Raw genomic sequence first — 4575 nt, forward strand, 5'->3', positions numbered from 1 at the left:
CCGCCACGGTCTGACCGGCCGGCAGCGTCAGGTCGAAGCGGGGCAGGACCTCGCCCCCCGTGCGGTACGCGAAACGCACCCCCTCGAACACCACCTCGCGGCCCGGGAGTTCGCCGCGCAGCGCGGGCAGCTCCTTCGGCGCGGCCGGTTCCGGGACCGTGGGCCGCTGTGCCAGCAGGCCGGCGATCTTCTCCAGCGACGCGGCGGCCGACTGGTAGGAGTTGAGGAACATCGCGAGCCGGTCGATCGGGTCGTACAGCCGTCGCAGGTACAGCACCGCGGCGGCCAGCACACCGAGTTCCAGCGTGCCGGACGCCACCCGGTACGCCCCCCACAGCACCATCCCGGCCACCGCCGTGTTCGCGACGAGCCGGGAGCCGACGACGTAACGGGCCATCTCCAGCAGCGCGTCACCGTTCCGCCGCTCGTGCCGGCGGTTGAGCACCGCGAAGTCCGCGTCGTTCGCCCGCTCCCTGCGGAAGGCCTGCACGGGGCGGATGCCGTTCATCGTCTCGGCGAACTTCACGATCACCGCGGCGATGGCCGTGGACCGCCCCGAGTACGCCTTGGCCGCCCGCCGCCGGTAGGAGCGCACCAGCACGTACAGCGGGCCGAAGGAGGCGACGGCGATCGCGCCGATCCCGAGGTCCAGCCACAGCAGCATCAGCGAGATGGTCACGAACGACAGGACCACGCCGATGAGTTCCTGCAGGCCCTCGCTCAGCAGCTCGCGCAGCGACTCCACGTCCGTGGTCGAACGCGAGATCAGCCGGCCCGAGGTGTAGCGCTCGTGGAAGTCCACGCTCAGCGCCTGGGCGTGGCGGAAGATGCGCCCGCGCAGGTCGAGGAGTACGTCCTGGTTGATCCGGGCGGCGGCCCGGATGAACGCGTACTGGAGCAGCCCGGCCCCGACCGAGCACACGGCGTACCCGACGCCGACGGCGACCAGCGGCCCGTAGTCGCGGTCCCGGAACGCGGGCACACCCCGGTCGATGGCGTACGCGACGAGCAGCGGACCGGCCTGTACGGCGGCCTGCTGGACCAGCAGGACCAGGGTCGCCACCACCACCCTCGCGCGGAGCGGCCCGAGCAGCGACATCAGCAGCGCCCAGGTCGCGCCGGGCGGGGTGGGCAGGTCGTCCCGGTCGAACGAGTCGGCGTCGCCGGGGGCGTCCCGGAGGCCGGCCGGTGTGCCCGGCTCAGCGCCCGGAAGGCCGTCGTCGGCCAGGGCGGGGCCGTCCGCGGTGGTACTGGTCATCGGGTGCTGACCTCCTCGGCAGTGGGGACACCGGCGCGGGCTTCCGCGCCGGTGCCCTCCGCGCCCGACATCAGCCAGGCGTACTCGGTGTTGTGGTGCAGCAGTTCCTGGTGGGTGCCGACGGCGGTGATCCGGCCGCCGGACAGCAGCGCCACCCGGTCGGCCAGCATCACCGTGGACGGCCGGTGGGCGACGACCAGGGCCGTCGTCCCCTCCAGCACCCGCCGCAGCGCCGCCTCCACCAGCGCCTCCGTGTGCACGTCCAGCGCGGAGAGCGGATCGTCGAGCACCAGGAAGCGTGGCCCGCCGACCACGGCACGGGCCAGTGCGAGGCGCTGGCGCTGACCGCCCGACAGGCTCAGCCCCTGCTCGCCGACCTGGGTGTCGACGCCCTGGGGCAGGTCGTGCACGAAGTCGGCCTGCGCCACGGACAGCGCCCGGCGCAGCTCCTCCTCACCCGCCTCCTCCGCGCCCATCAACACGTTCTCCCCGACGGTCGCGGAGAAGAGCGTCGGCTCCTCGAAGGCCACCGAGACCAGCTCGCGCAGCCGGGACCGCTCCATGTCCGCGACGTCCTCACCGTCCAGCAGGATGCGGCCACCGGTGACCTCGTGCAGCCGGGGCACGAGCGCGGTCAGCGTCGTCTTGCCCGAACCGGTCGCCCCCACCAGGGCCATCGTCTCCCCGGGACGGATGCGCAGATCGATCCGGGACAGCACGGGGGCGGACGCGGCGTCGGCGTCGGGGTAGCGGAACTCGACCCCGTCGAAGACGAGACCCGCCCCGTCGCCTCCAGGTTCCCGCCGGTCCCCGACCGCCGTGGACGGTTCCTCCGCCACGTCCATCACCTCGAAGAAGCGGTCGGCGGCCGTCGCCGACTCCTGGCTCATCGCCAGCAGGAAGCCGATCGACTCGACCGGCCAGCGCAACGCCAGCGCCGTCGACAGGAACGCGACCAGCGTGCCCGCCGACAGCCCGCCGTCCGCCACCTGGACCGTCCCCAGGACCAGGGCGGCGCCGATGGCCAGCTCCGGGATGGCGGTGATCAGCGCCCAGATCCCCGCCAGCAGCCGGGCCTTGACCAGCTCCGTGCCGCGCAGCCGCTGCGCCAGTGCCCGGAAGGCCCGTGCCTGGCTGCGGTTGCGGCCGAACCCCTTGACGATGCGGATGCCCAGCACGCTCTCCTCGACGACCGTCGTGAGATCACCGACCTGGTCCTGCGCCTTGCGTGCCACCAGCGAGTACTTCGTCTCGAAGACGGAGCAGAGGATCATCAGGGGCACCGCGGGCGCCAGCAGCACCAGGCCCAGGGACCACTCCTGCGCGAACAGGATGACGAAACCGACCAGGATCGTCGTGGTGTTGACCAGCAGGAAGGTCAGCGGGAACGCCAGGAACATCCGCAGCAGCATCAGGTCCGTGGTCCCGCGCGACAGCAGCTGCCCCGAGGGCCAGCGGTCGTGGAAGGCCACCGGGAGCCGCTGGAGGTGGCGGTAGAGGTCGGCGCGCAAGGACGCCTCCACCCCGGCCAGGGGGCGGGCCACCAGCCACCGCCGCAGCCCGAAGAGACCCGCCTCCACGATCCCCAGCAGCAGCAGGTAGAACGCGCCCAGCCAGACCCCGCCCGGGTCCCGGTCGGCGACGGGGCCGTCCACCATCCACTTCAGGACGAGCGGGATCACCAGGCTGAGGCAGGAGGCGAGCACCGCGACGAACGCGGCGGCGAACCAGCGCGCCCGTACCGGTCGGACATAGGGCCACAGACGCATGAGGGAGCGCACGGCGGACCGGTCCGTGGGCTCTGCAGGTTTTTCGGGCATCAGGCGGAGCCTATGGTTCGCCACCGACATCGCTCACGTGGTTTTCCGGTCAGCCGCCACCCGGCATCAGCCGTTCGCGGTGACGTGTCAGCCTGTCTCTTATACACATATGCCCGTCCGAGCGGGACGGCGGATACCGGCGCGCCCCGCCCGCCGGAATCCTTCGGAGTGTGCCGGCCTCGCTGGGCTCCGCCGCCCTCGTCCTTCGCCGGACCGGGCGCCAAGGACCGCGCCGCCGCCGTCGCCGTCGGCTACGAGCGCGGCATCCTCGGCTGACGGCGCCTCACTCCCGTACCCGCAGCAGCAGCACCGAGCGGCCCGGCACGCTCAGCACCGTCTCCCCGCCGTGGACCGTGCCGGGGGCCGCCGCCTGGTCCTCCCGCGAGGTGTCCAGCACCAGTTCGTACGCCGTGGCCCAGGGCGGACCCGGCAGCCGGAAGGCGCACGGGGCGTGCCCGGCGTGCAGGACCGCCAGGAAGCTGTCGTCGGTGACCGGCCCACCGGTGGCGTCCCGCCCCGGGATGTCCCGGCCCGAGAGGTACAGCGCGAGCGTCGAGGCAGGGGTGTACCAGTCCGCCTCGGTCATCTCCGTGCCCCCGGGGGTGAACCACGCCAGGTCCCGCAGGCCGTCCGGGGCCTGCGGGGTGCCCGCGAAGAACGCGCGGCGGCGCAGCACCGGATGGGTGCGGCGCAGGGCCAGCACCCGGGAGGCCAGCCCGGTCAGCTCCCGCCACTCCGGCTGCTCCAGCAGCGACCAGTCCAGCCAGCCGGTCTCGTTGTCCTGGCAGTACGCGTTGTTGTTGCCGCCCTGGGTGCGGCCCATCTCGTCGCCCGCGACGAGCATGGGCATCCCCGTCGACAGCAGCAGGGTGGTCAGGAGGTTGCGCAGCTGGCGGCGGCGCAGGGCGTTGACGTCCGGATCGTCGCTCTCGCCCTCCGCGCCGCAGTTCCAGGCGCGGTTGTCGTCGGTGCCGTCGCGGTTGTCCTCGCCGTTGGCCTCGTTGTGCTTGTGCTCGTAGCTGACCAGGTCGCGCAGGGTGAAGCCGTCGTGGGCGGTGACGAAGTTGACCGAGGCGTACGGGCGCCTGCCACCCCAGGCGTAGAGGTCGCTGGAGCCGGTGAGCCGGTAGCCGAGGTCGCGCACGTCGGGCAGGGCGCCGCGCCAGAAGTCGCGCACGGTGTCGCGGTAGCGGTCGTTCCACTCGGTCCACAGCGGCGGGAACGCGCCCACCTGGTAGCCGCCGTCGCCCACGTCCCACGGTTCCGCGATCAGCTTGACCCGGCGCAGCACCGGGTCCTGGGCGATCACCGCGAGGAACGGCGAGAGCATGTCCACGTCGTGCATCGAGCGGGCCAGCGCCGCCGCCAGGTCGAAGCGGAAGCCGTCGACGCCCATCTCGGTCACCCAGTAGCGCAGGGAGTCGGTGATCAACCGCAGGACCTGGGGCCGGACCACGTGCAGGGTGTTGCCGCAGCCGGTGTAGTCGGCGTAGCGGC

Annotated in this window: 2 protein-coding genes and 1 pseudogene; all 3 read right to left on the reverse strand. The window is 72.7% G+C overall.

Annotation, left to right across the window (positions count from 1 at the left end; translation table 11 throughout):
* Positions 1-1258 (reverse strand): ABC transporter ATP-binding protein (locus IH13_RS38245; protein ID WP_031087562.1); only part of this gene is annotated, 1258 nt, incomplete at its 3' end.
* Positions 1255-3078, reverse strand: a complete 1824-nt coding sequence (locus IH13_RS0123575) for an ABC transporter ATP-binding protein (RefSeq protein WP_031087564.1) — start codon at positions 3076-3078, stop codon at positions 1255-1257. The genes IH13_RS38245 and IH13_RS0123575, both read right to left, overlap by 4 nt.
* 283 nt (positions 3079-3361) lie before the next feature.
* Positions 3362-4575 (reverse strand): annotated as a pseudogene (locus IH13_RS0123585) (glycogen debranching enzyme GlgX); the annotation flags it as partial.

This window comes from Streptomyces sp. NRRL WC-3549 (assembly GCF_000721935.1).
Classification (GTDB): Bacteria; Actinomycetota; Actinomycetes; order Streptomycetales; family Streptomycetaceae; genus Streptomyces.

What these genes read in the sequence shown, in the direction of transcription:
- IH13_RS0123575 (WP_031087564.1), bottom strand. Translation starts at nt 3,078, where the DNA reads ATGCCCGAAAAACCTGCAGAGCCCACGGACCGGTCCGCCGTGCGCTCC.